The 26,607-nt window shown below is 69.1% G+C and carries 17 protein-coding genes and 1 pseudogene; 11 read left to right on the forward strand and 7 right to left on the reverse strand.

Translation table 11 applies throughout. From position 1 onward, the window contains the following. Position 1: 1 nt before the first annotated feature. On the reverse strand, positions 2 to 4,645 hold the full coding sequence (locus E7V67_002060; protein WUR13914.1) for a PAS domain S-box protein: 4,644 nt from the start codon (positions 4,643 to 4,645) through the stop codon (positions 2 to 4). 104 nt (positions 4,646 to 4,749) lie between these two features. Further along, positions 4,750 to 5,496, reverse strand: a complete 747-nt coding sequence (gene hutC, locus E7V67_002065) for a histidine utilization repressor (GenBank protein ID WUR13915.1) — start codon at positions 5,494 to 5,496, stop codon at positions 4,750 to 4,752. Between the two features lie 129 nt (positions 5,497 to 5,625). Here hutC and ada point away from each other — a divergent pair, with 129 nt between their 5' ends. Together ada and E7V67_002075 are read left to right on the forward strand one after the other, a co-directional pair. Further along, positions 5,626 to 6,678, forward strand: a complete 1,053-nt coding sequence (gene ada, locus E7V67_002070; GenBank protein WUR13916.1) for a bifunctional DNA-binding transcriptional regulator/O6-methylguanine-DNA methyltransferase Ada — start codon at positions 5,626 to 5,628, stop codon at positions 6,676 to 6,678. Then, positions 6,627 to 7,361 carry a 2OG-Fe(II) oxygenase gene (locus E7V67_002075; protein WUR16211.1) on the forward strand — a complete coding sequence of 245 codons (735 nt, stop codon included), beginning with the start codon at positions 6,627 to 6,629 and terminating at the stop codon, positions 7,359 to 7,361. Before ada ends, E7V67_002075 begins: the two co-directional genes overlap by 52 nt. Before the next feature lie 88 nt (positions 7,362 to 7,449). On the opposite strand, the gene E7V67_002080 is transcribed toward E7V67_002075, so the two are convergent. Beyond that, positions 7,450 to 11,202, reverse strand: a complete 3,753-nt coding sequence (locus tag E7V67_002080) for a galactose oxidase early set domain-containing protein (protein ID WUR13917.1) — start codon at positions 11,200 to 11,202, stop codon at positions 7,450 to 7,452. Positions 11,203 to 11,367: 165 nt separating this feature from the next. On the opposite strand from E7V67_002080, the gene E7V67_002085 reads away from it, so the two are divergent. The 9 genes and pseudogenes from E7V67_002085 (at position 11,368) to E7V67_002125 (ending at position 22,099) form a co-directional block, all read left to right on the forward strand. After that, positions 11,368 to 13,020: an amidohydrolase gene (locus tag E7V67_002085; protein ID WUR13918.1), complete on the forward strand. Its 1,653-nt coding sequence runs from the start codon at positions 11,368 to 11,370 to the stop codon at positions 13,018 to 13,020. A gap of 126 nt (positions 13,021 to 13,146) precedes the next feature. Continuing rightward, a pseudogene (locus E7V67_002090) lies at positions 13,147 to 13,266 on the forward strand (LysR family transcriptional regulator). 65 nt (positions 13,267 to 13,331) lie between these two features. After that, positions 13,332 to 15,044: a urocanate hydratase gene (gene hutU, locus E7V67_002095; GenBank protein ID WUR13919.1), complete on the forward strand. Its 1,713-nt coding sequence runs from the start codon at positions 13,332 to 13,334 to the stop codon at positions 15,042 to 15,044. A gap of 8 nt (positions 15,045 to 15,052) precedes the next feature. After that, on the forward strand, positions 15,053 to 16,606 hold the full coding sequence (gene hutH / locus E7V67_002100; GenBank protein ID WUR13920.1) for a histidine ammonia-lyase: 1,554 nt from the start codon (positions 15,053 to 15,055) through the stop codon (positions 16,604 to 16,606). Positions 16,607 to 16,621: 15 nt separating this feature from the next. After that, positions 16,622 to 17,410, forward strand: a complete 789-nt coding sequence (gene hutG / locus E7V67_002105; GenBank protein ID WUR13921.1) for an N-formylglutamate deformylase — start codon at positions 16,622 to 16,624, stop codon at positions 17,408 to 17,410. Next, positions 17,407 to 18,774 (forward strand): formimidoylglutamate deiminase, encoded by a 1,368-nt coding sequence (locus E7V67_002110; GenBank protein ID WUR13922.1) that lies wholly within the window; start codon positions 17,407 to 17,409, stop codon positions 18,772 to 18,774. Before hutG ends, E7V67_002110 begins: the two co-directional genes overlap by 4 nt. Then, entirely contained in the window at positions 18,771 to 19,361 is a 591-nt protein-coding gene (locus E7V67_002115) for a HutD family protein (protein ID WUR13923.1), read from the forward strand. The genes E7V67_002110 and E7V67_002115 overlap by 4 nt, the downstream gene beginning before the upstream one ends. A 3-nt stretch (positions 19,362 to 19,364) precedes the next feature. Next, positions 19,365 to 20,597 (forward strand): imidazolonepropionase, encoded by a 1,233-nt coding sequence (gene hutI, locus E7V67_002120; GenBank protein WUR13924.1) that lies wholly within the window; start codon positions 19,365 to 19,367, stop codon positions 20,595 to 20,597. An 8-nt stretch (positions 20,598 to 20,605) separates the two neighbouring features. Beyond that, positions 20,606 to 22,099, forward strand: coding sequence for a glycine betaine ABC transporter substrate-binding protein (locus E7V67_002125; GenBank protein ID WUR16212.1), 1,494 nt, complete (start codon positions 20,606 to 20,608; stop codon positions 22,097 to 22,099). 113 nt (positions 22,100 to 22,212) lie between these two features. Here E7V67_002125 and E7V67_002130 read toward each other — a convergent pair whose 3' ends face one another. The 4 genes from E7V67_002130 to E7V67_002145 all read right to left on the reverse strand — a co-directional run bounded on the left by E7V67_002130 (position 22,213) and on the right by E7V67_002145 (position 26,390). After that, positions 22,213 to 24,297 (reverse strand): TonB-dependent receptor, encoded by a 2,085-nt coding sequence (locus E7V67_002130; GenBank protein WUR13925.1) that lies wholly within the window; start codon positions 24,295 to 24,297, stop codon positions 22,213 to 22,215. Between the two features lie 87 nt (positions 24,298 to 24,384). Continuing rightward, positions 24,385 to 24,747, reverse strand: coding sequence for a DUF2946 domain-containing protein (locus tag E7V67_002135; protein ID WUR13926.1), 363 nt, complete (start codon positions 24,745 to 24,747; stop codon positions 24,385 to 24,387). A gap of 219 nt (positions 24,748 to 24,966) precedes the next feature. Then, positions 24,967 to 25,452, reverse strand: coding sequence for a GNAT family N-acetyltransferase (locus E7V67_002140; protein ID WUR13927.1), 486 nt, complete (start codon positions 25,450 to 25,452; stop codon positions 24,967 to 24,969). Beyond that, a complete protein-coding gene (locus tag E7V67_002145; GenBank protein ID WUR13928.1) occupies positions 25,449 to 26,390 on the reverse strand; it encodes an EamA family transporter in 942 nt (313 codons plus the stop codon). The genes E7V67_002140 and E7V67_002145 overlap by 4 nt, the downstream gene beginning before the upstream one ends. Positions 26,391 to 26,607: the final 217 nt, after the last annotated feature.

A 26,607-nucleotide genomic window follows, 5' to 3' on the forward strand; every position in this document is an offset into this window, starting at 1 on the left:
GTCAGTTGTCGTCGGCAAAAGTGGTGTTGTTCATGATGTGTTCCGTGATCTGCGCCAGCAAGGGCCACAGTCGCGCGACCAGCTCGCGCGCCGCGCGCGCCTCGCTGGCCGGGTCGCCCGCCGGCAGCTTCTCGAGCTGGTGGCACAGCTCTCCCAGCCCATAGGCGCCGACCGTGCGCGCCGAGGCTTTCAGGCGGTGGCCCAGGTCGCGTACCGCCTGGATGTCGCCCGCCGCCAGCGCCCGCTCCATTTCGGAGAAGCCCGACTCGCTCGTCTGCAGGAACTTGAACGCAAACTTGCGGATCTTGTCCGGATGGTAGCCCAGCACCTGCGCCAGCACCGACAGGTCGATCACGGCCGGGTCGCCCGCCAGCGTGGCGCGTCCGGCACGCCGCGGCGGCCGTACCGGCTGCTCCGGCAGCGCGCCGGGCGGGCGTGGCGGCAACCAGCGCGCCACGCTCTGTACCATCGTGGCCGGCTGGATCGGCTTCGAGATGAAGTCGTCCATCCCGGCCGCCAGGCAGCGCTCGCGGTCCTCATTGGTGGCCGTCGCCGTCATCGCCAGCACGTGCAGGCCCGCCAGGCGCGGATCGGCGCGGATGCGGCGGGTGGCCTCCAGCCCGTCCATCAGCGGCATCTGCACGTCCATCAGCACGCAGTCGAAGCCGGTCTGGCGCAGCAGTTCCAGTGCCTCGGCCCCGTTGTTGGCCACGCAGACCGCGGCACCGGCTTCCTCCAGCATCTCCTGCGCGATCTGCTGGTTGAACGTATTATCTTCCACCAGCAGAATCCGCGCGTCCTTCAGCGCCGCAACCGTGCCGGGCAGCGCGGGCACGTCGGCGTCCTGCCGGGCCACGGCGCCGCTGGCCGAGCCGATCCCCAGGCGCGCCGTGAACCAGAACGTGCTGCCGGCGCCGGGGCTGCTGTGCACGCCCACCTCGCCCCCCATCAGCTGCGCCAGCTGCTTGCAGATCGCCAGCCCGAGGCCGGTGCCGCCGTAGGCCCGCGTGGTCGAGGCGTCGGCTTGCTGGAACGACTGGAACAGCTTGCCCATCTCCGCTTCCGACAGGCCGATGCCCTCGTCGCTGACCTCGAAGCGCACCAGGCAGTGCCGCTCGTCGGCCATGACGTTTTTCACGCTGACGCGGATGCTGCCCTGCTCGCTGAACTTGATGGCATTGGTGGTGTAGTTGATCAGCACCTGGTTCAGCCGCAGCGGATCGCCCACCAGCACGGGCGGCAGGGCGGGGTCGAGGTCGAACTCCAGCGCCAGCTCCTTGCCGGCCGCCTTCGGCGCCACCACGGTCGTCAGCGTGCGGATCACGTGTTCCATCGAGAACGGCACCTGTTCGATATCGAGCTTGCCGGCCTCGATCTTCGAGATGTCGAGGATGTCGTCGATGATGCGCAGCAGGTGTTCGCCGGCGAAGCGGATTTTCTCCAGGTAGTCGCGCTGGCGCGGGTCCAGGTCCGTCTTCAGGGCGAGGTAGGCCATGCCGATCACGCCGTTCATCGGCGTGCGGATCTCGTGGCTCATATTGGCCAGGAACTGGCCCTTGGCCATGCTGGCCTCTTCCGCCACCTGCTTGGCCTCCTCCAGCTGCTCGGTGCGGCGCGCCACGCGTTCCTCCAGATGCTCGTTCAGCTCGCGCAGGGCCTGCTCGGCGTGCTTGCTGTCGGTGATGTCGATCGACATGCCGATCAGGTAGGCCGGCTTGCCCTGTTCGTCGTAGACGGGCTTCTTGAAGGTGCGCAGGTGGCGGTGCTCGCGCAGGCGCGGGTTCCACAGCGTTTCCTCGAAGTCGATCAGGTCGCCGTGCGCGAACGCTTCCGCGTCGCGCCGCCGGAACTCCGCCATCTCCTCCGGGGTGTGCAGGTGCGCATACTCGCCGTCCTGCAGCTCGCGCAGCGTGTAGCCGAACTGGGCCTCGCAGGCCGGGTTCATCTCGAGCATGCGGCCGTCCGCACCCTTCAGGAACAGGCCGATCGGCATCATCTTGATGATCTCCTGCAGCCGCTGTTCGCCGTGGCGCACGGCGTCCTCGCTGCGCTTGCGGTCCGTGATGTCGGTCAGGCTGGCGACCGCCATCGTGGTGGCGCCCAGCTCGTCGCGCATCGGTTCGGCATTGACGGACAGCCAGCCCATCGTGCCGTCCTGGCGCGCCACGCCCATCACCACGTCGCGCACCGACTGGCCCGAGCGCAGCGCCTGCGCCACCGGATGCTCGTCGTCGCCGAAGGGGCGGTCGTCCTCGTGCACGCCGGGCCACAGCCGCGCGCCGCTGGCCGCCGCCGGGCCCAGCATGCGCGCCGCGGCCGCGTTGCATTCGAGCAGCACGCCTTCGCTGTTGAGCACCACCAGGCCATTGGTGACGGCATTGAACACGGACGCCATGCGCTGGCTGGAATTGCGCAACGCCACCTCGGCCAGGCGGCGGTCGGTGATGTCCGTGATCATGGCCAGCGTGCCGGCGTAGACGCCGTTGTCGGCATTGATCTGGGTGGTCGACAGCAGGCCCCACATCGACGAATGGTCCTTGCGGTAGAAGCGCGCGTCGCCCTGTTCGGCCATGCCGGGCCGGCGCCGGCTGTTGTGCTGGCGCAGCAGCGCGCAACTGTCCTCGTCCATGAACTCCTGCATCGTCCGGCCCAGCATTTCCTCCGGCTCGTAGCCCAGCATGCGCGCCATCGTCGGGTTGACGAAGGAGGTGCGGTCATGCTCGTCCGTCATCCAGATGCCTTCGGCGGCCGTCTGCACGATCAGCCGGTAGCGTTCCGAGCTGGCGTGCAGCGCCTGCTCGGCGCGCTGGCGCTGCGTCATGTCGCGCACCGACACCACCGACAGGCCCTGGCCCGCCATCTTGATCGGCGCCAGGTGCACCATCGCGGGGAAGTGGCTGCCGTCGGCGCGCCGCGCCGTCAGCACCCGCCCCGGCAGGTTGGGGCGCGAGAACAGTTCGCGCGGCTGGCCCGGCGTGCTGCGCATGACCTCCGGCACCAGCAGTTCGAGCGACTGGCCGACCAGCGCATCGGGCGCGTAGCCGAAGCAGGCGGCGGCGGCGCTGTTGGCCTGGCGGATGCGGCCGGTACGGTCGGCCACCAGCATCGAGCCGGGCATGGCCTCCAGCATCGCCGCCACCTGCTCGCGTTCTTCTTCGGCACGGGTGCCGGCGTCGCCCATCGTGCCGCTGATGCGCAGCGGCTGGCCGGCCTGGTCGCGCTCGAGCACCATGCCGCGTACCAGCACCCATTTATAGTGGCCGTCGCGGCAGCGCATGCGGAATTCCCATGTGAAGTGGACGGGCGCCGCCTGCGGCGCTTCCAGTCCGGCCATTTCGTGCAGCAGGCGCGGCCGGTCGTCCGGATGCACGTGCTCGAGCCACTCCTCGCGGGTATCGGCGGCCAGTTCGCCAGGCGCATAGCCCAGGATTTCGCAGTAGGTCGGCGACAGGCGCAATTCCGGCTTCTGCGGTTGCCAGTCCCACAACCCCTCGCCGGCGCCGGCCAGCGCAAAGCCGGCGATACGCTCGGCCTCGCCGGCCCGGGCCTGCGCGCCGCGCAGCTGCGCCACCACGCGACGCTGGCGCCACAGCGCGGCGGCGCCCAGCAGCGCCGTCAGCGCGCCCGCGGCCAGCCACGGCCACGGCGCGCCCGGCTGCTGCGGCTCCTGGTACAGGAAGCCCTGCAGGGGGAACTGGGCCGGCATCATGCCCAGGGCCGCGTAGGCGTCGGCGATGGCTTGCCAGCGCACGGGATTGCTGTACCCCAGCTCGATCAGCGGCTGCTCCAGCAATGGCGCCGTCATGCGCGCCTCGTACATCAGGTGCTCGCGGCTGAGCCGATCGGGGTAGCGCGCCCGGATCAGGTCGACGATCTCCTCCGGATGGGCCATCGCATAACGCCAGCCTTTCAACGTGGCGGCGCGCATGGCGCGGGCGCGCTCGGGATGCTCGCGCAGCTCCGCTTCCGTTGTGAACAGGTTGTCACCATAGAAATCGATGCCGGCCGCGCGCGGCGTCAGCATGTCGTAGGTGCCGCCCAACCGCTCCAGCCGGTAGGCGATCGCCGTGACGTAGGCGGACATCGCGTCCACCTTTCCCTCCAGCAGGTCCTCGACCCGGTAGCTGTGCGGTACGAGGATCAGGTCCTGCAGCCGCACGCCCTGGCGCAGCAGGTAGGCCTGCAATTCCTCGTTGCCCGGCGCCAGCATCACGCGCCGATGCGCCAGCGGCAGGCGCTTGCCGTCGGGGCCGCGCCGCACGATGAGGGCCGAAGCCGAGTGCTGGAAGATCGATGCCAGCACGACGACGGGCGCGCCGGCGGCCCGCCGTAGCAGCAGGCTGCTGTTGCCGGTGCCGTACTGGGCGCGGCCGTCCAGCACGGCCTGCACGGTGTCCTCGCCGGGGTGCGCCTCGACCAGGTGGACGTCCAGCCCGGCCTCGCGGTAATAGCCCTTGTCCTGGGCCGCGTAATAGCCGGCGAACTGGAACTGGTGGCGCCATTTCATCTGGACGATGACGGGATCGCCGGCCGCGCTGGCGGCCGCCGTGGCCAGGGCGGCCAGCGCGCCGACGAGCGCACGCCGCGCCGGGCGCGCGGGACGGCGCTCGGACGAAGAGGGCGAGGACGTGCGGCGTTGAGGCAAGAACATTCCTTGCTGGACCTTCCTTTCAGTTCGGCAGCCGTGGGGACTGCTGAAGTGCGGTCAACTATAGCATCGAAGCGGGGCGCAACCCGTTTCGGGCGAAGTCAGGCTTCCTTGCCGGTGCTGACGCTGCCCGTGAACTGATAGCGGTGGCCGGGATGCCACATGGTGACGATGGAGGCGACCTTGCCGTTCGAGCGGGTCTGGCGCCGCAGCACCAGGCAGGGCTGGCGCGCCTCCATGGCCAGCATCTCGGCGATGTCGCGCGGCGCGGCCAGCGCTTCCAAGCTGTAGCTGGCCCCTTGCAGCGGCGCGGCCGCCACCAGGTATTCGTTGGGGGTGATGCGGGTGAAGTCCTGCTCCATGTAGGCCGGCGCGCATTGCGGATTGACCCAGCGGTCCTCGACCTGGATCGGAACACCGTTCTCGTAATGGACGATGATGGAATGGTACAGCGGCAGGCCCGCCGCCAGCTCGAACTGCTTGGCCAGCAGGTCGTTGGCGCGGCTCTGCTCCAGCAGCTGCAGGCTGCTGCGGTGGGTATGGCCGCGCGCGCGCACCTCGTCGGCGATGCTGCGGATCTGCAGCAGGGTTGCCTGGTATTTCTGCGGCGCCACGAAGGTGCCGGAGCCCTGGCGGCGCGTCAGCACCTCTTCCGCCGTCAGCTCGCGCACGGCGCGGTTGACCGTCATGCGCGACACGCCGAATTGCTTGACCAGCGCCTGCTCGGACGGAATCACGTCGCCTTCCTTCCAGTGCCCGGCCGCGATCTGCGCCGTCAGGAAATCCTTGATGCGCTGGAAGATCGGCGTATTGTCCTGCTGGTGGTCGGGGGCTGGTTGTGCGTCCAAACGGTTTCTCCGCTGCTCGGTGCGGCGATTCTAGCACCGGCCCGGACGAATTCAAAAGCAAGGCCCGGAGTGCCGCGCCCCGGTGCGGGTCATAATATGAGGGCATCGAACCGCAACGAGGGAATCACGATGACCACCTATAGTAACGACGAGGCGCGCTGGGCCGCCGTGCAGCGGCGCGACCGCGGTGCCGACGGCCAGTTCTGGTATGCCGTGCGCACCACCGGCGTGTACTGCCGACCCTCCTGCGGCGCGCGTCCGGCGCTGCGCGCCAACGTCAGCTTCCACGCCTCGACCGAGGCGGCGGAGCAGGCCGGTTTCCGGCCGTGCCGCCGCTGCAAGCCGGACCAGCCGCCGCTGGCGGAACGGCACGCCGCGCTGGTCGAGCGCATGTGCCGCCTGATCGAAGCCGCCGACACGGCGCCCGACCTGGCCAGCCTGGCCGAGGCGGCTGGCGTCAGCCAGTTTCACCTGCACCGCATCTTCAAGGCGCACACCGGCATCACGCCAAAAGCCTATGCGGCGGCGCAGCGCCAGCGCCGGATGCAGCAGAACCTGGCGCAGCAGCCGTCCGTCACCGATGCGATCTACGCGGCCGGCTTCAACTCCAGCGGCCGGTTCTATGCGGCGTCGCCCGGCGCGCTGGGCATGACGCCGACCGCGTTTCGCGCCGGCGGGCAGGGCGCCACGATCCGCTTCGCCATCGCCCAGTGCTCGCTGGGCGCGATCCTGGTGGCCAGCACGGACGTGGGCATCTGCGCCATCCTGATGGGCGACGACCCGGACGCGCTGGCGCGCGACCTGCAGGACCGCTTCCCGAAGGCGGAACTGCTCGGCGCCGAGCCGGCGTACGAGGAAACCGTGGCGCGCGTGATCGGCTTTGTCGAGGCGCCCGGCCTGGGCCTGGACCTGCCGCTGGATGTGCGCGGCACGGCCTTCCAGCAGCGCGTGTGGCAGGTGCTGCGCACCATCCCGGCCGGCCGGCGCGTCAGCTACACGGAGCTGGCGCGGCTGATCGGCGCGCCGAACAGCGTGCGCGCCGTCGCCAGCGCCTGCGCGGCCAACGCGATCGCCGTCGCCATTCCCTGCCATCGGGTGGTGCGCACGGACGGTTCGCTGTCCGGCTACCGCTGGGGCGTCGAGCGCAAGCAGGCGCTGCTCGAGCGGGAGGCGGCGTCGTGACATTCGACTGGCCGGCGATCGAGGAGGCGCTGAACACGGCCGGCTGCGCCCGCGTGCCGGGCGTGCTGTCGGCCGCCGAGTGCGCGGCGTTGGCGGGGCTTTACCCGCGGGAGGCTTTGTTTCGCAGCCGCGTCGTGATGGCGCGGCATGGCTTCGGCCAGGGCGAGTACCAGTATTTCGCCTATCCGCTGCCGGACCTGGTCGCCACGCTGCGCGAGACGATGTACGGGCCGCTGGCGGCGATCGCCAACCGCTGGCAGGCGGCGCTGGACCTGCCGGTACGCTTTCCGGCGCGGCACGCCGAGTTCCTGGCGCGCTGCCACGACGCGGGCCAGGCGCGCCCGACGCCACTGCTGCTGCAATACCAGGCCGGCGACTACAACTGCCTGCACCAGGATCTATATGGCGAGCACGTGTTTCCATTGCAGGCGGCGTTCCTGCTGTCGCGGCCCGGGGCGGACTTCAGCGGCGGCGAGTTCGTGCTGACCGAGCAGCGCCCGCGCATGCAGTCGCGGGTGGAGGTGGTGCCGCTGGGGTTGGGGGATTGCGTGATCTTTCCGGTGCACCACCGGCCAGTGAATGGGACCCGGGGCATTTACCGCGTCAATATGAAGCATGGCGTGTCGCGCGTGCGCAGCGGGTGGCGGCATACCTTGGGCGTCATTTTTCATGATGCGCAGTGAGCAGTGCATTCCTGCGGAGGGCCGGGGTCAGACCCGCCGGGTCTGACCCCAGTTCTTCGCCTGAGTGATCGATGCACGTCCCCTGTGCTCAGTAATGCACCGTCAACCCGCAAGCCCGCTCCGGCTTGCAAACCGCCACGGTGACCTTGACGCCGTCGGCGGCGGCGCGCACCACCGCCACTTCCAGCACCTTGCCGCGTGCCGCCAAGTGGCGCAGGCCGGGGCAGGTGTCGAGGTCGAAGCCGGTGAAGCGGCCGTGGCAGTCGTAGTGGACGGCGACAATGCGGCCCCGTACACGCTCGGCGTGCGGATCGTGGCTGTCGCCGCCATCGTCCCATGGGTCTTGGTCCGGGCACGGCTTGCCGCCGCCTCCCGGTGGCTGGTCCGGCTGGTCGTCCGGACCGCCGGCGGGCGACGGCTCGATCTTGTCCGGGTCGCCACCGAAGGCGCGCACGCGGTCGGCGATCTGGCCGAGATAGCGGTCGAACACGAGGCGCCACGCCGCATCCGCACCCAGCCCCTGCTGGACCCAGCGCAGCACCGCCAGCTTGCGCATCTCGCGTGCCAGCAGCAGCGGCCCCGTCGAGACGGGAATCTCGAATTCGAAGCTGCCCGTCACCTTGCGCAGCAGCGGCCCGCCGCTGACCTGGTGCGCCGTGACGCGGAAGCGCTGGCCCACTTTCACGGTCGGCGGCAGCTGGATGCTGACCAGGCCGGGCAGGCTGCGCGTCAGTGCCGGCGGCACCGGCAGGAACGTTACCTCGCCGATGCGGCAGCGCACCGTATGCGCGTCCACCAGTTCCAGCAGCTCGTAGCCGGGCCGGTGCACCTGCGCTTCCAGCAGCGATTCGAAATCCACGTCCGGCAGGTAGATCGTCGCGATCGCGTCGCGCGGCAGCGAGCCCCAGCGGATCATCAGCTCCGTCGTCAGCTTGCCTTGGCGTGAAGGTTGGCCCGGTCCCATCGGGTCCTCCACCGGTGGCGTGACGATCACGTCGGCGAGCGCCAGCTTGTCGAGGGCGGCAGTCACCACCGCCGGGACGGGCTGCGGCGCGGGTGGCGCATCGAGGTTGAACGGCGCCAGCTCGAAGGTGTGCTGCACCACGTGGCCGGCCACGCCGCCGGGATTGTCCGATTCGACGATCGCGAGATTGCGCTGCGACAGCGAGTCGTGTTCCGCCGGCGCCGCGCCGCGCGGGATCGACGAGTGAGCCGGGAAGTGCAGCTCGGCGATCAGGCACTGGTGCTCGCCGCGGATCAGCGCGCGCAGGTCGTCGCGCTGGTTAAAGTCCAGCCAGGCGCCGAAGAAGCGCGTCACCTCGGCGGCATCCTGGCCGTTCAGGGTCTGCACGTTGGGCGGGTCGGTCGCCGCCAGCCGGTCGCCGCCACGGGGGCTGGCGAAGTACGGGATCGAGGCCGTGCGCGCGCCGATCATGCCGAACTGGGGCACCGCGGCCGGGCCGTTGCCGGCACGGCGGTACAGCGTGGTGTCGTTGTATTCGAAGCTGGTGCCCACCGTTGTCAGCGTGCGGAAGAACAGGCGCACGTCGTTGGCGTTGCGGCCCACCGGGGCGCGGTAGCGTACCCGCGCGAAGGCGTAATTGAACACCCGCACGCCGGCCACGTGCGACGACAGCTCCAGCCGTGACGCGTCCTGGTCGGTCAAGAGCCGGGCGAACGGATGGTTGTCGTCGCGCGGGGCGCTGTTCATTCGATTGAGGACTTCGGCCACGAAGCCGGGCCCGGCATTGGCGTCCGAATGCGGGATGCCCGCCAGCGGCACGCCGATGGGGCGCTGCACCACGCGCACGTCGATCGACAGCCAAGGCTCGTCGCCGTCCTTCATGTATGGCTTGGCGTCGCGGAACAGCGTCAGCTGGCCGCGCAGCTGCAGCGCGGTCGGCAGCACGACGTCGACGAAGACGTCGCGCCGGTTGTCCGCGCCGAGGGTGTTGAACGCGTCGAGGTTGTCGAAGGCGACGCCGTATTCGAGCACGAAGCGCTGCGCCACCCCGGGGGTGAAGCTGCCGGTCTCGGAGCGGATGTCGAGCAGCGTGGCACGCATGCCGGGCACGCTGCCGCCGCCGTCGGCGAAGTGGAACGTCAGCGCCGGCCCGCCGGGCAGCGCCAGGTCGGCCGGCAGATAGCCGTCCAGCACCAGCAACAGGGCATCGCCAACGATGCGCGGGCTCAGCGTGGACACCTCCTCGCGCGCGAACTGCGAGCGGTTCAGTACCAGGTAGCCGCCGCCGCCGACGCGCACGAAGCGGGCGCGCTGGCATGGCCGGCCCGCCTCGTCGATCACGAACAGCATGTACGCGCCCGGTGGCGCCACGGCGCCGTTGGGAGGTGCCTCGCACTGGATGCGGCCCTCGCCGACGCCGTCGAAACGCAGGCTGACGTGGCGCTGGTCGCCGTCGAAGGCGTGCGTGCAGGAGCCGCAGCGCATCAGCGCCACGTGGCGGATTGTGTTGGGCGCCGTGCAGCGGATCGTGAATTGCTGGCCCCATGCCACAAAGCCGGGCGCTTCCTGCAGCTCGGGGCGCGGGCCGCCCGGGTAGGGCGGCTGCCAGATCTCGTAGTTCAGGCGCCCGGTCGTGGCCGGGTCGCCCGGCCGGGCGTTGATGCTGGAGCCGGCCGTCCACACGGTGCCATCTGGCATCAGCAGGGCCGTCGAATGGTAGTTGCGGGTGACGGCGGCCGGGTCGTTCGGCGTGCTCCAGGTGCCTTGCGCGTCCTGCCCGCCGGCCTGCACGTACGAACCGCCACCGCCGCCCCAGTCGATCTGTGGGTCGTACAGTTCGGGCAGGCGCACGCCGTGCGACGTGTCGTCCGGGCCGGGGTCGTCGCCGTTGACGCCACCGACAACGGCGACCTGCCCCGTCGGCAGCAGCACGGCGAGGCAGTTGCGGCGCAGGCGCAGGCCGGCAGCGATCGTGCGTCCGCCCGCAGGGCCCCATGTGGGCCGCGCGCCATCGGGGCGGTCAAGGGCGATGCGCTGCGGATCGGGCGCGCCGCACAGCAGGAAGCGCGGGCGGTAGCCGTCGCCGGGCAGCAGCGGCAGCAACACGGACGGAAAGGAGAAGCCATGGTAGTCGCCCAGCGGCAGGTTGCACACGTCGCGCTGGCCGCCCGTGTAGGCGTTGTAGGCGAAGCAGTGCTCGATGCCGCCAATGCGCGAGGTGCAGAACACTTCGCCGCTGCGCAGCACGTGCAGGCGCGGGTACAGGTCCGGGCCGCCGGCGTTGGCGGCGCCCAGCGCCCCCACGATTTTCCAGCTGTTGAAGATGGGCCGGTAGCGCTCGGGCGTGTTGTTGTTGTGGCGGGTGTCGTCTTCCGCCGGGTGGCCGGCCACGATCAGCACGTCGCCGCTGGCCAGCGTCACCAGCGTGGGATACCAGCGCCCGCCGCCTTCGTCGCCCGGCTGGTCGCGGTTGGGCCGCATCGCTGCCACGTCCGTCATGAACCCGCCATGCGGGTTGTAGATGCTGGCGCTGCGATGGCCCGGGAAGTGACCCAGGCCACCGTGGCCGTGCGGATCGGCGCCGGGCGGGATGTTCTGCGGGAAGTAGGCCGTGCCGCCACCGATCAGCAGGCGCCCGTCCGGCAGCTGCGCGTGGCCGCAGCAGAACAGGTCATGCGCGGGCGAGCGCACATAGGTGATCGCCCGCGTCACGCAGTTCATGCGCCGCGCCGCATCGACGTTGCGCGGGCTGTTGATGAAGGCGGGATTGTGCTGGTCGCCACCGAAATAGATGATTTCGCCTTCGCCGTTATCGGTCGGCACGAGGGCGGCATGAATGGCCAGGATCTGGCTGTCGGCAGGGGAAGTCCAGGACATGATGGTCTCCTTTGAAGGCGGTCTTCACCTTGAGGGTAGGCGAGGGCATGCAGGATGCAAGCGACGGCGACAAAGTCGGGACATTTGCACGACATGCCGCGACGTCTGGCCCGGCCATGATGTTTTCGTTACACTGGCCGTTTCGATTCCACACAAGGATTTCCGATGCGCCGCCCGTCCCTCCTGGCCGCCGCCCTCGCGCTGGCCTGCAACGCTTCCGCACAGACCCTGATCGACAATGCCAACGGCTACACGCTCGATGCGAGCGGAAAGCTGGCGCGCTTCCAGGCGCTGGCGTTCGATGCCGCCGGCCGCATCGTCGCCGTCGGCAGCAGCGCGGACGTGGCGGCCAAGGCGCCGGGCTACCGGCACATCGACCTGCAGGGCCGCACCATGCTGCCTGGCCTGATCGACGCGCACGGCCACGTGTTCGGCCTGGGCCAGGTAGCCACGGCGGCGGAGCTGTACGGCACCACGTCGCTGGAGGGCGCCGTGCGCAAGGTGGCCGATTACGCGCGCGCCAACCCGCAGCGCGCCTGGGTGGTGGGCAACGGCTGGAACCAGGAGATCTGGAAGCTGGGCCGCTTCCCCACGGCGGCCGAACTGGATGCGGCGGTGGCGGACCGCCCGGCGCTGATGCACCGCGTGGACGGCCATGCCGTATGGGTCAACAGCCGCGCGCTGGCGCTGGCCGGCATCACGAAGGACACGCCCGATCCGGCCGGCGGCAAGATCGAGCGCGACGCGCAGGGCAACGCCACCGGCATCCTGGTCGATGGCGCGATGGCGCTGGTAACGAAGGTGGTGCCGGCGGCCACGGAGGCGGAGGAACGCGCGGCGCTCGATGGCGCGCTGGCGCTGCTGGGCAAGAATGGCCTGACCAGCGTGCACGACGCCGGCATCGGCGTGGCCGAGGACAAGCTGTACCGCGCCTACGCCGACCAGGGCAAGCTGACCACGCGCGTCTACGCGATGATCGGCGACACGGCGGCCGATTTCGACCGCCTGTCCGCCAGCGGCCCGTTGACCAGCTATGCCAACGACCTGTACGCGCTGGCATCGGTGAAGTTGTACGCGGACGGCGCGCTGGGCAGCCGTGGCGCCGCGCTGATCAAGCCCTACAGCGATGCGCCGCACACCCACGGCCTGCTGTTCTATAAAGATGGCGAAATGCGCGCGAAGATGGAAAAGGCCATCAAGGCTGGCTACCAGGTCAACGTGCACGCGATCGGCGACGCCGGCAACCGCCAGATCCTGGGCAATTACGCGGCGCTGCTGAAGAAGTACCCGAACGTCCAGCGCCACCGCATCGAGCACGCCCAGGTGGTCGCGTTGGCCGACATCCCCCGCTTCAAGCGGCTGGGCATCATCCCGTCGATGCAGCCGACCCATGCGACGTCGGACCAGAACATGGCCGAGCAGCGTGTCGGCCCCAAGCGCATCGAGGGCGCCTATGCCTGGCGCACCTTCCTGAAGCAGGGCTCGCGCATCGCCTGCGGCTCCGACTTCCCGATCGAGTCGCCCAACCCGTTCGAAGGGATCCACGCGGCCGTGACGCGCCAGGACATGCGCGGCGTGCCGAGCGGCGGCTGGCACAAGGAGCAGGCCATGACACTGACCGAGGCGCTGCGCTGCTTCACGCTGGACGCGGCCTGGGCGGCGCGCCAGGAAAAGGTCATCGGCTCGCTGGAAGCGGGCAAGTGGGCCGACTTCATCGTCACGGACCGCGACCTGTTCGCGATTCCGGCCAGCGAGATCGGCAAGATCGGCGTGCTGGAGACGTGGGTGGGTGGAAAGCGGGTGTTCCAGAAGCGCTAGCAGCACCGGTTTTTACGCCGATCCCATCGCTTCGAGCGCCGCTATCGCCTCCTCGTCAACGGCTATCGCGACCGGCCGAGCGGGACCTTGCGCCTGAACGTGCCAATGGCGGCCTCGCGCCAGGGACCCGTGCTGGAGCCGTGGTGGCTGAGTTTTTCCGGCCCGTTCCTGTACTACCCGGGCCGGCGGCTGGTACCGGCGCCGCTGCGTGCTTTCATCGACTTCATCCGCGCACAAGGCGCTTGACTTTAGTTGTATAGACAACCTATCCTGTGTCAGTTCGATAATCACGTGACCATCGAGGAGACGCCATGAGCCAGCCGCACACGAACGACAACGCCGACCCACGCTTCGACGCCACCCGCGACATCCGCGCGCCACGCGGCCCCGAACGGGTCTGCAAGACCTGGGGCGCGGAAGCCGCCTACCGCATGATCCAGAACAACCTGGACAAGGAAGTGGCGGAAAACCCGCAGCACCTGGTCGTCTACGGCGGCATCGGCCGTGCGGCCCGCAACTGGGCGTGCTTCGACCAGATCCTGGCATCGCTGAAGGAGCTGGGCGAGGACGAGACGCTCCTGATCCAGTCCGGCAAGCCGGTCGGCGTGTTCCGCACCCATGCGGACGCGCCGCGCGTGCTGCTGGCGAACTCCAACCTGGTGCCGAAGTGGGCCAACTGGGAGCACTTCAATGAGCTGGACCGCCAGGGCCTGTTCATGTACGGCCAGATGACGGCGGGCAGCTGGATCTACATCGGCACCCAGGGCATCGTGCAGGGCACCTACGAGACGTTCGCCGAGGCGGGCCGCCAGCATTTCGGCGGCGACCTGGCCGGGCGCTGGGTGCTGACGGCGGGCCTGGGCGGCATGGGTGGGGCGCAGCCGCTGGCGGCGACGATGGCCGGCGCCGTGTCGCTGACGATCGAGTGCCAGCAAAGCAGCATCGACTTCCGCCTGCGCACCCGCTACCTGGACAAGCAGGCCGCCAGCATCGACGAGGCGCTGGCCCTGGTGCGCCAGCACAAGGACGCGCGCGAGGCGATCTCCATCGGCCTCTTGGGCAACGCGGCCGACATCCTGCCGCAGCTGGTCGCCAAGGCGAAGGCGGGCGGCCTGGTGCCGGACCTCGTCACCGACCAGACCTCGGCGCACGACCTGATCAACGGCTACCTGCCGCAAGGCTGGAGCGTGGCGGACTGGAAGAAGGCGCAGCACGACCCGGCCCGCCATGCCGAACTGAAGGCGGCCGCCGCGAAGTCGTGCGCCGTGCACGTGCAGGCCATGCTGGAGTTCCAGCAGCTGGGCGCCAAGGTGGTCGACTACGGCAACAATATCCGCCAGGTGGCGTTCGACGAAGGCGTCGAGAACGCGTTCGACTTCCCCGGCTTCGTACCCGCTTACATCCGGCCGCAGTTCTGCGAAGGCCGTGGACCGTTCCGCTGGGTCGCGCTGTCCGGCGATCCGGAAGACATCTATAAAACCGATGCGAAGATCAAGGAGCTGTTCCCGCACCACGCCAACGTGCACCGCTGGCTGGACATGGCGCGCGAACGCATCGCCTTCCAGGGCCTGCCGGCGCGCATCTGCTGGCTGGGCCTGGGCGAGCGCCACATCGCCGGCCTGGCGTTCAACGAGATGGTGAAGAATGGCGAGCTGAAGGCGCCGATCGTCATCGGCCGCGACCACCTGGACACCGGTTCCGTGGCCAGCCCGAACCGCGAGACGGAAAGCATGAAGGACGGCACCGACGCCGTGTCCGACTGGCCGCTGCTGAACGCGCTGCTGAACACCGCCGGCGGCGCCACCTGGGTATCGCTGCACCATGGCGGCGGTGTCGGCATGGGGTATTCTCAGCACTCCGGCGTCGTCATCGTGGCCGACGGTACCGACGCGGCGGCCGCGCGCCTGGCGCGCGTGCTCGTCAACGACAGCGGCTCGGGCGTCATGCGCCATGCCGACGCGGGCTACGAGAGCGCCATCGCCTGCGCCAAGCGCAACGGCCTGAACCTGCCAATGATCAAATGAGTGAAGACATGAAGCAAACCAACCATACGCTGACCCTGAAACCCGGCAAGCTGACCCTGGCCGAGCTGCGCGCCGCCTGGACCGCGCACGGCCGTATCGCGCTGGCGGCGGAAGCCTACCCCATCATCGAGGCGTCGGCCCAGGCGGTGCAGGCCATCGTGGCGAAGGGCGACGCGGCCTACGGCATCAACACCGGTTTCGGCCTGCTGGCGAAGACCCGCATTCCGGACGACAAGCTGGAGCAGCTGCAGCGCAACCTGATCCTGTCGCACTCGGTCGGCACGGGCGAGCTGATGCCCGACCACGTGGTGCGCCTGCTGATGCTGATGAAGATCGGCAGCCTGGCGCGCGGCTACTCCGGCATCCGCGCTGTTGTCATCGACACGCTGATCGCGCTGTACAACGCGGGCATCATGCCGGCCATCCCGGTCAAGGGTTCGGTGGGCGCCTCGGGCGACCTGGCGCCGCTGTCGCACATGACGCTGGCGATCCTGGGCGTGGGCGAAGTGCGCGTCAAGGGTGAGCTGATGCAGGCGGCGGACGCGCTGAAGTCGGCCGGCATCGCGCCGGTCGTGCTGGCGGCCAAGGAAGGCCTGGCGCTGATCAATGGCACCCAGGCGTCGGCCGCGCTGGCGCTGCACGGCCTGTTCATGGCCGAGCGCCTGCTGGAGGCGGGCATGGTGACGGGTTCGCTGTCGCTGGACGCGGCCAAGGGCAGCGATTCGCCATTCGACGCGCGCGTGCACGAAGTACGCGGCCAGCCGGGCCAGATCGCGGCGGCCGCGATCTACCGCCAGCTGGTGACGGGCAGCGCGATCCGCGCCTCGCACCTGGAAGGCGACGAGCGCGTGCAGGACCCATACTGCCTGCGCTGCCAGCCGCAGGTAATGGGCGCCTGCATGGACCTGATCGCCAACGCCACCCGCACCCTGCTGATCGAGGCCAATGCGGTGACCGACAATCCGCTGCTGTTCCGCGACGGCGACGAGGTATCCATCGTCTCGGGCGGCAACTTCCATGCCGAGCCGGTGGCCTTCGCGGCCGATACGCTGGCGCTGGCCATCGCCGAAATCGGCAGCATCGCCGAGCGCCGCATCGCACTGCTGATCGACGCCACCCTGTCCGGCCTGCCGCCGTTCCTGGTGCGCGAACCGGGCGTCAACTCGGGCTTCATGATCGCCCACGTGACGGCGGCCGCGCTGGCGTCGGAAAACAAGTCGCTGGCGCATCCGGCCAGCGTCGACACGATCCCGACGTCCGCCAACCAGGAAGACCACGTCAGCATGGCCACCTTCGCGGCGCGCCGGCTGGACGACATGGCGCACAATACGGCGGCCATCATCGGCATCGAACTGCTGGCCGCGGCGCAGGGCATCGATTTCCACCGGCCGTTGAAAACGTCGCCGCACCTGGAGCACGTGCACTCGCAGCTGCGCCAGAAGGTGCCGTTCTTCGACGCCGACCGTTACTTCGCGCCCGATATCGAGGCGGCCAAGCAGATGGTGCTGAAGGGCGAGTTGTCGGCCACCTGCCGCAGCCTGTTCACGCCGCTGCATCCGTAAGGAGGAGGGGAGCCCATGGACTACCGTTTCAAGGAGGGCAGCATCCCGCTGCTCGTCTCGATGCCGCACGTGGGCACCGATATCCCGGACGATATCGCCGCCACGCTGGCGCCGTGCGCGCAAGTGAAAGCCGATACCGACTGGCACCTGGAGCAGTTGTACGGCTTCCTCGACGAGATGGGCGCCTCCACCCTGGCGGCGCGCTGGTCGCGCTACGTGATCGACCTGAACCGCCCGCCGGAAAACACCAACCTGTATCCGGGCCAGGACACGACCGGCCTGTGCCCGGTCGACACCTTCGGCCGTGAGCAGCTGTACCAGCCCGGCAAGGCGCCGGACGACGCCGAGGTGCGGCGCCGCCTGGCGCTGTACTGGCAGCCCTACCACGAGCGCCTGCGCGCGGAGCTGGACCGGCTGCTGGCGCTGCACGGCCGCGTGGTGCTGTGGGAGGCGCATTCCATCGCCTCCGTCGTGCCGCGCTTCTTCGAGGGCAAGCTGCCGGACCTGAACTTCGGCACGGCGGACGGCGCCAGCGCCGATGCGGGCCTGACGGCGCGCATCGCGGCGCTGGCCCGGGCCGACGGCAAGTTCACGGTGGCCGTCAACGGCCGCTTCAAGGGCGGCCACATCACCCGTCACTACGGCCAGCCGGAGCGCGGCATCCACGCGGTGCAGCTGGAGATGTGCCAGTCCACCTATATGGATGAGGCGTTCCCGTTCGATTACCGGCCCGATCTGGCGCTGCAGGTGCAGCCGGTGCTGCGCCGGCTGCTGCAGGCCGCGGCCGATTGGGCGCGCCCGTGAGCGCGCTGTTCTGCCGCCACGCGCTGCTGCCGGAGGGCTGGCGCAACGACGTGCTGCTGCGCTGGGACGCGGCCGGCCGGCTGACCGAGGTGACGCCGGACACGGCGGCGCCGGCCGGCGTCGAGGTGGCGCGGCTGGTCCTGCCGGGCATGGTCAACCTGCACTCGCACAGCTTCCAGCGCGCGCTGTCCGGCATGACGGAAGTCGCCGGCGACACGCCGGACAGCTTCTGGACCTGGCGCGAGCTGATGTACCGCTTCGCCCGCCAGATCACGCCGGCGCAGATGGAGGCGATCGCCGCCCAGCTGTTCTCGGAATGCCTGCGCCATGGCTACACGTCGGTTTGCGAGTTTCATTATGTGCACCGCCAGCCCGATGGCGCGTTATACCCTGATATCGCCGAGACAGCGCGGCGGGTGATCGACGGCGCGCGGCTGGCCGGCATTGGCATCACGATGCTGCCGGTGCTCTACAGTTATGCCGGTTTCGGCGAACAGCCGTTGAAACCCGAGCAGGCCCGCTTCCGCACCGGTGCGGACGAGGTGCTGGAAATCGTCGCGGCGCTGGAACCGCTGCGCGGCGCGGCGGTCGAAGTGGGCGTAGCGCCCCATTCGCTGCGCGCCGCGTCGATCGGGCAGATCGAGGCGGTGCTGGCCGGATTGCCGGCGGAACGCCCGGTACACGTGCATATTGCCGAGCAGATGGGCGAGGTGCGGCAGTGCCAGGACCATAGCGGGCGCCGCCCGGTGCAGTATTTGTTTGATAATCTGCCAATTGACGCGCGCTGGTGCCTGGTCCATGCCACGCACCTGGACGAAGCGGAGGTGGCACTGCTGGCCCACAGCGGCGCGGTGGCGGGCCTGTGCCCGACCACGGAGGCGAACCTGGGCGACGGCTTGTTCCCGCTGGCGCCGTATTTGGCGCAGGGCGGCAGGTTCGGCGTGGGCAGCGACAGTCACGTGTCGCAAAGCCCGGTGGAGGAATTGCGCTGGCTGGAATACGGCCAGCGGCTGGTGCGGCAGCAGCGCAATATCGCCGTTGCACCGGGCGAACGGCGCGTGGGCAGCCACCTGTGGCAGGCCGCGCTGGCGGGCGGCGCGCAAGCGGCCGGCCGCCCCGTGGGCGCACTGGCAGCGGGCCTGTCGGCCGACGTGCTGGTGCTGGACGACAGCCATCCCAACCTGTACGGGCTGGCGGCACCGGATGTGCTGAACGGTTTCATCTTCAGCGGCAACGACAATCTGGTACGAGATGTGTTGGCAGGCGGCCGCTGGGTGGTGCGCAGCCAGGAGCACGTGGCGCAACCGGCCATCGCCGCGCGCTTCCGACAGACGCTGGCCGAACTGCGTGAGTTGCGATCATGACGACGCTGATACAGTATGCAAGCCTGAACCCCACGCCCTGGAAGAATGGCGGGGGCTGTACGACGGAAATCATGGCGTCGCCCCCGGGCGCCACCCTGGACGATTTCGACTGGCGCATCAGCCTGGCGACGATCGCCCAGAGCGGGCCGTTTTCCGTCTTCCCCGGTATCGACCGCACCTTGACCCTGGTGGACGGCGGCAACGTCGTGCTGGATGTGGGGAACGAGCGCAAGGTGGCGCTGTCCGAGCGCGAGCCGGTCGTTGCCTTCCCGGGCGAGGTGCCCGTCAGCGCGACCGTGGACGGCGACCCCACCACCGATTTCAACGTGATGACGCGGCGCGAGCGCTGCTCGCACCAGCTGGAGCGGCGCGTGGTGCGCGACTTCTCCGTGCTGGAGCGGCGCAGCGCGCTGACGGTGCTGTTCCTGGCCGAGGGCGAGAGCCTGACGGTCTACAGCAGCCGCGAACGGATGGTGCTGGTGCGCTATGATGCGGTGGTACTGGACCGCGAGGAGACGTGGACCCTGGAAGCGCCCAGCGCCACCGTCTTCATCGTCGACATCATGCCCAACGAGGAGGACGACTAGCGCATGCAGCAATGGGACCTGTTGATCACGAACGTCCACCTGGCCCGGATGACGGCCGGTGGCTACGGTGAACTGCGCGACGGCGCCATCGCCGTGCGCGACGGCCGCATTGCCTGGCTGGGCGCCGCGGCGGAAGCGGCGGCCCACGGCGGTGCCCGCGAACTGCGCGACGGCGCCGGCTGCTGGCTGACGCCGGGGCTGGTCGACTGCCACACGCATATCGTCCACGCAGGCAACCGCAGCGACGAATTCGAGGCGCGCCTGAACGGCGCCACGTACGAGGACATTGCCCGCGCCGGCGGGGGCATCATGTCCACCGTGCGCGCCACCCGGGCCGCCAGCGAGGAAGAGCTGCTTGCAGCGAGCTTGCCGCGCATCGCCAGCCTCTTGGCCGAAGGCGTCACCACGCTGGAAATCAAGTCCGGCTACGGGCTGGATGTGGCGTCCGAAGCGAAGATGCTGCGCGTGGCGCGCCGCATCGGCCGCGAGCTGCCGGTGCGCGTCGTGACGACGTTCCTGGGTGCCCATGCGCTGCCGCCAGAATTTGCCGGCAATGCGGATGCCTACGTGGAGGCCGTGCGCGCGATGCTGCCGGCGCTGGTGGAGGAAGAACTTGTCGATGCCGTCGATGCCTTCTGCGAGCGCATCGGTTTTACCAATGCGCAGACCGAGCGCGTGTTCGAAGCGGCGCGGGCGCACGGCCTGCCCGTCAAGCTGCACGCGGAACAGCTGTCGGACCAGCAGGGCGCGCAGCTGGTGGCGCGCTTCGACGGCCTGTCGGCCGATCACCTGGAGCACCTGAGCGAGGACGGGATCGCCGCGATGGCGGCCAGCGGCACGGTCGCCGTGCTGCTGCCGGGCGCGTACTACTTCCTGCGCGATACCACGCCGCCTCCGGTCGCGGCGCTGCGCGCCGCCGGCGTGCCGATGGCGGTCGCTACCGATAACAACCCCGGCACGTCGCCGATGACCTCCTTGCTGCTGGCGATGAACATGGCGTGCACCTTGTGGCGCCTGACGCCGTACGAGGCGCTGGCCGGTTGCACGGTGCACGGCGCGCGTGCGCTCGGCTTGCAGGCGGAGATCGGCACGCTGGAAGTGGGCAAGCGCGCCGACTTCGCGCTGTGGCGCATCGCCCGGCCGGCCGACCTCAGCTACGCGATCGGCTTCAACCCCTGCGCGGCCGTGGTCCATGACGGCGTCTGGCGCGCATCGCACATCTGGGCGAACGCCTAGTGCGCGCGCTGGTGCTGGTAGGCCTGCTGGCGGCGCTGCCGGCGCTGGCGGTGCCGGGGGACACTGTGCTGCACGTCGGTTCCAAGCGGTTTACGGAGTCGTACATCCTGGCCGAAATCGTCGCACAGACGGCCGCGCCGCACGCGCGTACGGAGCACAAGCAAGGGCTGGGCAACACGGCCATCGTGCTGGCGGCGCTGCAGAACGGCAGCATCGACGTCTATCCGGAATATATCGGCACGATCGACCAGGAGATCCTCAAGCACGACAAGCCGGCTTCATTGGAGCAGATCCAGCGCGAGCTGGCGCCGCTGGGGCTGGGCGTGGCGGTGCCGCTGGGTTTCAACAACACCTATGCGCTGGCGGTGCGCGGCGACACGCCGGGTGTGCGCAGCTTGTCCGACCTGGCCGCGCAAGCGAACCTGCAGTTCGGGCTGTCGCACGAATTCATCGGCCGCGCGGACGGCTGGCCTGGGCTGCGCCAGCGCTACCACCTGCCGCAGCAGCCGCGCGGCCTCGATCACGGCATCGCCTATGAAGCGCTGGCGCAGCGCCAGGTGGATGTCATCGACATCTATTCGACCGATGCGAAAATCGGCCGCTACGGCCTGAAGGTGCTGGAAGACGACCAGGGCTATTTCCCGCGCTACGACGCGGTGCTGCTGTACCGGCTCGACGCGGCCAAGCGCTTTCCGGCCGCCTGGGCCGCGCTGCAACAGCTGGAAGGCAAGATCAGCGCCACCGACATGATCGCGATGAACGGCGCCGCCGAACTGCAGGGACAACCGTTTTCCGCCATCGCGCGCGACTGGCTGGCAAAGAGTTCTGCCCAGCCGATGCCCGCGAAGGACGCCGGCCCGGCAACCGAACGCCATCTGTCCGATGTGCTGTTCGCCCCCGACCTGGGCCGCCTGACCGGCCAGCACGTGCTGCTGGTGGCGCTGTCCGTGCTGCTGGCCTGCCTGGTCGGCGTGCCGCTGGGGATCGTGGCGGCCTACCGCGCGCGCCTGCGCCAGGGCGTGCTCGGCGTGACCGGGATGCTGCAGACGATACCGTCGCTGGCGCTGCTCGCCATGCTGATTCCGCTGCTGGGCCGCATCGGCATCGTGCCGGCGCTGGTGGCGCTGTTCGTCTACGCGCTGCTGCCCATCGTGCGCAACACCTGCACCGGCCTGGCCGGCGTGCCGCGCGGCTTGCAGCAGGCCGCGCTGGCGCTGGGCCTGAACCGCTGGCAGCGGCTGTGGCACGTGGAGCTGCCGCTGGCGCTGCCGGTGATCCTGGCGGGTGTCAAGACGGCGGCCGTGATGAGCGTGGGCACAGCCACGATCGCCGCGTTCATCGGCGCCGGCGGCTACGGCGAGCGCATCACGACGGGGCTGGCGCTGAACGACAACGCCATGATGCTGGCGGGCGCCCTGCCGGCCGCCGCGCTGGCGCTTGTCACGCAGGCGCTGTTCGAGCTGCTGGAGCGGCGCTTTGTCGTGCGCACTGGCCGGGCCTGAGGCTGGGCGTATCGACGGCGCAAACGAACCCCCGGTGACAGGCACCTGTTTGCGGGTCGGCGACCCGCAAACAGGTGCCTGTCACCACGGGTTCCTCTCGAGCCGCCGGCGACTCAAAATTCCACGTTCATTCCCAGCTCGAACGAGCGCCCATAACCCGGCAACGGCCGCAACGCACCGCCCTGCGCCTTCAGCCCGGACAGGTACACGCCACCCAGCGGATCGGCATACGCCTTGTCGAGCAGGTTGCTGACGCCGGCCGTCAGCTTCAAGTGCTTGCGCGCCTGGAACGCCGTACGCAATCCCACCAGCGCGTAGCCGGCCGTGACAGGCTCGAGCCGGCGCACATCGACACGATCCTTGCGGTCCACCGCACGCACGTCGAGCTGGCTGCTCCAGCGGCCCAGCTCATGCTCCAGCACCAGCAGGGCATTGAGCGGCATGATGCGATACAAGTCGCCGCCGTCGCGGCGTGTACCGCGTGTCCAGGCGGCGTTGCCGCTGAACTTGACGCTGCCGTACATGCCTTCCCGCACGACCGGCACGCTCCACGCCAGGTTGACGCCGTACAGCTTCGCGTCATGGTTGGCGAAGCGCAGCAGCGTGCCCTTGGCGCCCATCTTCATGTACGGGTTGAATGTGCCCAGCACGTCCACGTCGATATAGTCGTTCACACGGCTGAAGTAGGGGTTGAAGCGCACGAACCAGCCCTTGGCGCCGCCGCCGTGCCAGTCGGCCGTGAAGGCCAGCGTGGTGGCGGCCTCGCGTTTCAGGTCGATATCGCCCACGTAGCCATTACCGTCGCCGAACCAGTTCGTCATCGTCATCGCCATCGTGCCGCGGCCCCACGAGTAGCGTTCATACAGGTTGGGCGAGCGGGTCTTGCGTGCCAGCGCGAACTCGTACGTCGCGCCCTCGTCGGGCGTGAAGCGTGCCAGCGCGGTCAGATCCAGGTTGCCGTCGTCGCGGCGCCGGTCGCGCGCATTGAACGCGCGCGCCGCCGCGGCATCGGCCGCGTTCATCATGCCGGTGCCGTAGGGCTGCACGGCGCCGGCGTCCGTCCGCACCCATTCCCAGCGCGCACCCAGCAGCGACAGCCAGTGGGCATCGTGCCGCGTCTCCACTTCGCCGAACACGACGGCGCGGTCGCGCATGCCGTCGTTGACGTTGACGTAGGTGTTCGGTCCCATCATCATCGAGCCCGGCACGGCGGGCCAGAAGTCGTCCAGGCGGAAGCGGTGGAACTCGTTGCCGACCCGCAGCGTGCCCGCCTGCAGCGGGACCGATGCCTTGACGGCGTAGCCGGCATTGATGCCGCGCGTCGTCATCGGCATCGTGCCGGTGCGTTCGGGCGTGAAGAAGCCCATCTCGTGCTCCGTCTTCTGCCAGTAGGCGCTGGCGTCGAAGTCGCCCCAGCCGAACCTGCCGGCGTAGGCCAGGTTGGCGTAGCGGGCCGTGTTGTCCGTCATGTCCATGTACTGGTTGGGGAAGCCCTGGTAGGGAATGTGCTGCACGCCGGCGCGTAAGGTCAGCTGGCCGGCGGCGCCGCGCAGCGCCAGCGTGGCGGACTGGTTGATGCTCTCGAACATGCTGCCGAGCACGCGCTGACCGTCGCCGTCCTCGTAGCTGTGAGCGCGCGCGTAGGCGGCGGTGTAGCCGATGCTCGTCGTGTCGTCGGCCGCGCTGGCCGACACGCTGGCGTTGACGCCGTCGTTGACGCTTTTTGCGCTGGCGCCCAGCTTGACGCGGGTGCGCCAGCCTTCGCCGGCGCGGGCGAAGAACGGCGCGGCCGACTGCACGGTGATCGTGCCGCCGATGCTGTCGCCGCCCGCGCTGACGGGCGTCACGCCGGCGACCAGGTCGATCTGGCCGACCTGGCCTGGATCGATGTACGACAGCGGCGGGTTCATGTGGTTGGCGCAGGCGGACGTCAGTTCCATGCCGTCCACGCGGATCTTGAGGCGGTCGTCGCCCAGGCCGTTCACGACGGGCAGGCCGGACACGCCGCCGCCCTGCGCCACGCTGTAGCCGGGCATGTTCGACAGCAGCGTGCTGGTGTCGCTGTCGGCCGTGCGTTCGGGGTGTTCGGCGACGCCGGTGATGATGACGGTAGGGAGATCGACATCGACGTCGGGCGCGGCGATGACGGGGCCTGCCACGGCGATGGCCGTGGCGAAGCAAAAGCGGAGGTGGTTCATATGCTGACTCTTTTCGATGGGCTGAGCAAAGGCCTGCCGTCGCACTGGCATGCGCGAGGCGCGGCAGACAAACGGGGTTCGATCAGCTCAACGAGGCGGCGCGCGCGGACTGGCGGCGGTCCAGGGGTGCAGCGGTGTGGGGGAGTGGTAGAACAGGGCCGGGCGCACGGCGCCGTCCGCCGGCAGCGCGCACAGGAAGCCGCTGACGCAGGGTGGCAGTGCCACGTGGGCATGCAGCACGCAGTAGGGGCAGTGCTTGACGGCGGGCGCCTCGTCGCCGGCATCGGCGACGACGGTCTTCATGCCTTCCATCGTGCAGACCTGCATGACGTCCGCGCCGCTGTGGGCACTGGTCATGGCCAGCGCAACCGTCGGTGCCAGCGCGCCGAACAGCATGCCGATGAGGGCAAGCCATAGGCACAGCACTTGTTGTCGGACGAGTTTGCGCATGGCGCGAGTATAGTCCTGCCGCGCCGACGGCGCACCCGGACAAAATGTCTAGGCACAGCCGTACAGGTGTAAGCAAACCTGCGCGGGTGGTAAGCATTTGTAAAGCCGGCTGGCAGGCGGAAAGGCGGCGATTATATTGAACCCGTCGATTCATCTCCCCGCCCACATGACAATGGGATTTGTCTCCCACGCCCGGTCCGCCGGGGCGTGGGATTTTTTTCAGGCGCCGCGCGCGAGATGCGTCAGCGCGTCGCCGGTGACGCGGCAGATGCGCCAGTCCGGCAGCACGGCCGCGCCCATCTTCTCGTAGAAGCTGATGGCGTTGGCGTTCCAGTCCAGTACCGACCATTCGAAGCGGCCGCACTGGCGCTCGACGGCCAGCGCCGCCAGCGCGACCAGCATCTGCTTGCCATAGCCCTTGCCGCGCCGGTTCTGCTTGACGTACAGGTCTTCCAGGTACAGGCCCTTTTTGCACAGGAACGTGGAAAAGTTATGGAAGAACAGCGCGAACGTGACGACCTCGCCGCCCGCTTCCTCGCCCACGATGGCCTCGCAGGGCGGTCGCACGCCGAACAGCGCGTCGTGCAGCATCGCTTCGTTGGCGACGACCATGTGCTCGAGCTTCTCGAATACGGCCAGTTCGCGGATCATGGCAAAGATGGAGGAGACGTCTTCCGGGCGGGCGGGGCGGATGGTGATGGTCATGAGGCTTTCTTCAGGGGTTCAGGTTCGATGAGCGCGGCCGGCCTGGCGGGCGTGGGCGTACGCAAGGCCCAGGCCACGCTGCCCAGGCACAGCGCCATGCCGGCCCATTCCAGGATGCCGGGGCGGAAATGTTCCAGGCGGATCGACAGCAGCACGGAAATCACCGGCGTGACGACGCCGATATAGGTGGCCTTCTGCGGCCCGATGCGGTCGATCAGCGTGAAGAAGCAGGCGAAGGCGATGACGGAGCCGAACACCGCCAGGTACAACAACCCTGCCCAGTAGCGGGTGCTGGACGGCGCAACGAAGCGCTCGCCCGATGCCGCGACCCACAGGGCCACCAGCAAGGTGCCCCACAACATGCCCCAGGCCATCGTCAGCAGCACATTGGGTGCCTGCTCGCGCACCTTGACGACGATGACGTTGCCGAAGGCGCTGGCCAGCGTGGCCGCCAGCGCGAGGATCAGGCCGAGCAGGAAATGGCCCTGGCCGCCGGCAAGGATGTCGCGCACGGCCAGGCCGATCGACTGGTAGAACAGCAGGACGACGCCGGAGACCGCGACGCTGCCCGCGGCCCACGTGCGCCAGGAAAGGGGCGTGCCCAGCACGAGCCGGCTGATCAGCGGATTCCAGAACACCATCAGGGCGAACAGCACGGCCACCAGGGCGGACACGAGGTATTGCTCGGAGGAGTAAGTGCAGATATAGCTGACGCCGAAGGTGGCGCAGCCTTGCAGCATCGTCCAGCGCTGGGCGCGCCAGGACAGCGCCAGCTTGTCGCCGCGCAGCTTGCACCAGGCGAACAGCACGGCCGACGACAGCGCGAAACGGTAGACCACGGACACGGCAGGGGGCACGTCGCCCAGCTGCAAGGTGATGGCCCAGAAGGTGGAACCCCAGATCAGGCTGGCGATAAGGAACAGAAGCGAGGAAGGCATCGAACCAGTATACGGGCTTCCCGATAATTCCTCTATGGATACTTCGGTGTTGTCGGGCCACACAGCCGGTTGACGTCGCGCAAGCGACACCGCGTCCGTCCATATTTTGCCGAAAAGGAAAGTAGTATTGAACGACCAACGACTTCCCAAGGTGCTACCGTGACCCGAACCTGGCAATTCCAGCTGGCTTCCCTGCTCGGCTATGTGGCCGTGCTGC

Source organism: [Empedobacter] haloabium, assembly GCA_008011715.2.
Classification (GTDB): domain Bacteria; phylum Pseudomonadota; class Gammaproteobacteria; order Burkholderiales; family Burkholderiaceae_D; genus Rugamonas; species Rugamonas haloabia.

Bases quoted from the DNA above. Each gene is read 5' to 3' on its own strand.
- E7V67_002115 (WUR13923.1), top strand. From the start codon at position 18,771: ATGACGACGCTGATACAGTATGCAAGCCTGAACCCCACGCCCTGGAAG.
- E7V67_002085 (WUR13918.1), top strand. From the start codon at position 11,368: ATGCGCCGCCCGTCCCTCCTGGCCGCCGCCCTCGCGCTGGCCTGCAAC.
- E7V67_002080 (WUR13917.1), bottom strand. From the start codon at position 11,202: ATGTCCTGGACTTCCCCTGCCGACAGCCAGATCCTGGCCATTCATGCC.
- E7V67_002130 (WUR13925.1), bottom strand. From the start codon at position 24,297: ATGAACCACCTCCGCTTTTGCTTCGCCACGGCCATCGCCGTGGCAGGC.
- hutH (WUR13920.1), top strand. From the start codon at position 15,053: ATGAAGCAAACCAACCATACGCTGACCCTGAAACCCGGCAAGCTGACC.
- hutU (WUR13919.1), top strand. From the start codon at position 13,332: ATGAGCCAGCCGCACACGAACGACAACGCCGACCCACGCTTCGACGCC.
- E7V67_002140 (WUR13927.1), bottom strand. From the start codon at position 25,452: ATGACCATCACCATCCGCCCCGCCCGCCCGGAAGACGTCTCCTCCATC.
- hutI (WUR13924.1), top strand. From the start codon at position 19,365: ATGCAGCAATGGGACCTGTTGATCACGAACGTCCACCTGGCCCGGATG.
- E7V67_002135 (WUR13926.1), bottom strand. From the start codon at position 24,747: ATGCGCAAACTCGTCCGACAACAAGTGCTGTGCCTATGGCTTGCCCTC.
- E7V67_002145 (WUR13928.1), bottom strand. From the start codon at position 26,390: ATGCCTTCCTCGCTTCTGTTCCTTATCGCCAGCCTGATCTGGGGTTCC.
- hutG (WUR13921.1), top strand. From the start codon at position 16,622: ATGGACTACCGTTTCAAGGAGGGCAGCATCCCGCTGCTCGTCTCGATG.
- ada (WUR13916.1), top strand. From the start codon at position 5,626: ATGACCACCTATAGTAACGACGAGGCGCGCTGGGCCGCCGTGCAGCGG.